This is a genomic window from Streptomyces sp. NPDC051172 (genome assembly GCF_040682555.1).
Taxonomy (GTDB): Bacteria; Actinomycetota; Actinomycetes; order Streptomycetales; family Streptomycetaceae; genus Streptomyces.
Genome location: NZ_JBFBBE010000278.1, coordinates 1 through 2,415 on the forward strand (window position 1 = coordinate 1; position 2,415 = coordinate 2,415).

2 protein-coding genes and 1 pseudogene are annotated in these 2,415 nt (G+C 73.9%); 2 read left to right on the top strand and 1 reads right to left on the bottom strand.

Annotated features, from left to right (window positions below; all coding sequences use genetic code 11):
* Window positions 1-103: 103 nt before the first annotated feature.
* Window positions 104-280, top strand: a pseudogene (locus tag AB0N07_RS50275) (DUF4177 domain-containing protein); the annotation flags it as partial.
* A gap of 61 nt (window positions 281-341) precedes the next feature.
* Here the strand turns inward: AB0N07_RS50275 and AB0N07_RS50280 are convergent.
* Window positions 342-1,268: a LysR family transcriptional regulator gene (locus AB0N07_RS50280; RefSeq protein WP_365847612.1), complete on the bottom strand. Its 927-nt coding sequence runs from the start codon at window positions 1,266-1,268 to the stop codon at window positions 342-344.
* A 71-nt stretch (window positions 1,269-1,339) separates the two neighbouring features.
* Between AB0N07_RS50280 and AB0N07_RS50285 the strand changes: the two genes are divergently transcribed.
* Complete coding sequence (locus AB0N07_RS50285; protein WP_365847614.1) at window positions 1,340-2,227, top strand: SDR family NAD(P)-dependent oxidoreductase; 888 nt, start codon at window positions 1,340-1,342, stop codon at window positions 2,225-2,227.
* Window positions 2,228-2,415 lie beyond the last annotated feature (188 nt).

The window sequence follows — 2,415 nt, forward strand, 5'->3', positions numbered from 1 at the left end:
CGCAGACTTGCGCCCGCGACCAGCCCGAGTATCCCCACCCAACCGCACGCCAGAGCCTCCGACCAGGCATGTTCGAAGATGGCGATGACTCAAGGTCGTCAGTTTCAGGGAGTCGCTGATCGGTGACGCGCTGGACAGCGACAAGCTGGAGAAGGTTCTCAACAAGCATGCCGAGGACGGCTGGGGTCTGAAAGCGATCACCTCCGCCGACGTCAAGGGGCGTATCGGCCCCGGCGCGGTCGAGGGCCTGCTCCTCACCTTCGAGCGGCCCCGCGCCTAGCGCCGGCTCCCATCACGGTCTCCGACCTCGGGTCCGCCCACTGCGCGGGCCCGATGGTGTGTCAGCTGTGCGCTCCCGGGGCCTTGAGGGCTGCGGCCCGCAGGGCGGCAGCGACGCGTGCGACCGGTTCGGTCGGCGGGTGCGGGAGGCGGGCGAGCAGCAGGCGCCGTTGCTCTTGGGGGCCGCCGCGGACCGGGAGGATGCGTACACCTGGAGGCGCGGCGGGGGCGAGTGTCGCGGGCACGGTGGTGAGGCCGCAGCCGGCGGCGACGAGGCGGAGTTTGGCCAGCCAGTCGCGGGCGGCGTGGGCGATCTCGGGTCGTTCGTCGAGGCCGGGCCACACTCCCATCAGCCGGTCCTGACCCGAGCCGGCACTCCCGATCCAGCGCTGCCCGCGCAGGTCGGCGATGTCGACGAAGTCTCCGCGGGCCAGGGGGTGACCGACGGGCACGGCGAGATGCAGGGCACGTTCGATGAGCGTCTGCAGGGCGAGCGGGGGCGACTCGGTGTCCGGCGGGCGGAAAGGTGGCATCGAGGCCAGGAGGGCGAGGTCCAGGGTGCCGGCCCGCAGGGCACGCACCAGCACCGGGGTGGTGCCTTCCCGGCTGACGACGTCGAGCCCCGGGTCCGTGCGGCGCAGCATGGCCAGGGCCGTGGGGAGCAGGACGGCTCCCACGCTGGGGAACCAGCCCAGGCGGACCGTGCCGGACTGCTCGGGCAGGCCGGACAGCTCGCGCGCGGTCGCATCGATCTCGTCGAGCACGGTCGTCGCGCGGCGCATCACGACGCGGCCCGCCGCGGTCAGGCGTACTCCGTCGCGCCGCCGTTCCAGCAGCTCCGCGCCTGCCGCCCGTTCGATCGCGGCGATCTGCCGGGACACCGCCGACTGGGTGTAGCCCAGCGTTGCGGCGGCCGCGGTGAAGGTTCCCTGTTCGGCCACCGCGCGCAGGACGCGCAGCGCGGTCAGCGACACATCCGTGAAGTCCATGACGATTGCGCATACTAACTGTGCCTTACTTTCGTTGGACTCATGGACCGGTCGTTTTTAGCGTGGCAGGCATGAATGCTTCGCGAATCGCTCTCGTCACCGGCGCCAACCAAGGGCTGGGCCGCGCTCTGGCCGAGGGGCTGGCGGCCCGGATGAGCCCGGACGACCTGGTGCTGCTCACCGGCCGCGACCAGCGGCGCGTGGCGGATGCCGCCGACGCGGTGGCGCAGCTGCCCGGCACCCGCAGCCAGGTTCAGGGCCGGGTCCTGGACGTCAGGGACACCGGCGCCGTCACCGCACTCGCCGAGGAGCTGCGCGCACGGTACGGCGGTGTCGACGTCGTGATCTCCAATGCGGTCGCCCGTGTACTGCCGGCGGAGTCCCAGGCCGCGCGGGCCGACGAGTTCATCGACGTCTCCAACACCGCCACCCACGCGATCCTGCGCTCCTTCGGACCCATCCTGCGCACGGGCGGGCGTCTGCTGGTGGTGGCCAGCAGCCTGGGCACCCTCGGCCACCTCGACCCGCGGCTGCACCACCTGTTCGACGGTGCCGGCCTCGAGCAGGTCGAGTCCGCCGTCGAGTCCTGGCGCAGCCGGATCCACGACAAGACCGCCGAGGAGGCGGGCTGGCCCCGCTGGCTGAACCTGCCCTCGAAGGTCGCCCAGGTCGCCGCCGTCCGCGCAGTGGCCGCCGAGCGGCGGGAGCGCGACCTCGCCACCGGCACCCTGATCGCCTCCGTGTGCCCGGGCATGGTCGACACCGCCACCTCCCGCCCGTGGTTCAGTGACTACAGCCACGCCCAGTCGCCCGCCCGGGCCGCCCGCGCGGTGCTCGACCTGGTCTTCGCCGAGCACGTCGATCCGGCGCTCTACGGCGAGTTGGTGCGCTTCGGCAAGGCCCTGCCCTGGCACGACGGCACGCCCCCGGTGGAGCAGGACCGGCTGCTCACGCCCTGAGCGCATGAGGTGCGCCGCCGCGCGGGAAGGTGTGCGGCCCCCTGGACCCGGCCACGGCGTTCGGCGCCGCGACGGGGGACGGCCTCGCGGGGGGGGGGGGGCGGGCCACCCCCCGCGCCCCTCCCCCCCCCCCCCGGGTGGGGCCCCCCGCGGCGGGGCACCCGGCCCGCCCCCGCGCGGGGGGCGGG

What these genes read in the sequence shown, in the direction of transcription:
- AB0N07_RS50280 (WP_365847612.1), bottom strand. Translation starts at nt 1,268, where the DNA reads ATGGACTTCACGGATGTGTCGCTGACCGCGCTGCGCGTCCTGCGCGCG.
- AB0N07_RS50285 (WP_365847614.1), top strand. Translation starts at nt 1,340, where the DNA reads ATGAATGCTTCGCGAATCGCTCTCGTCACCGGCGCCAACCAAGGGCTG.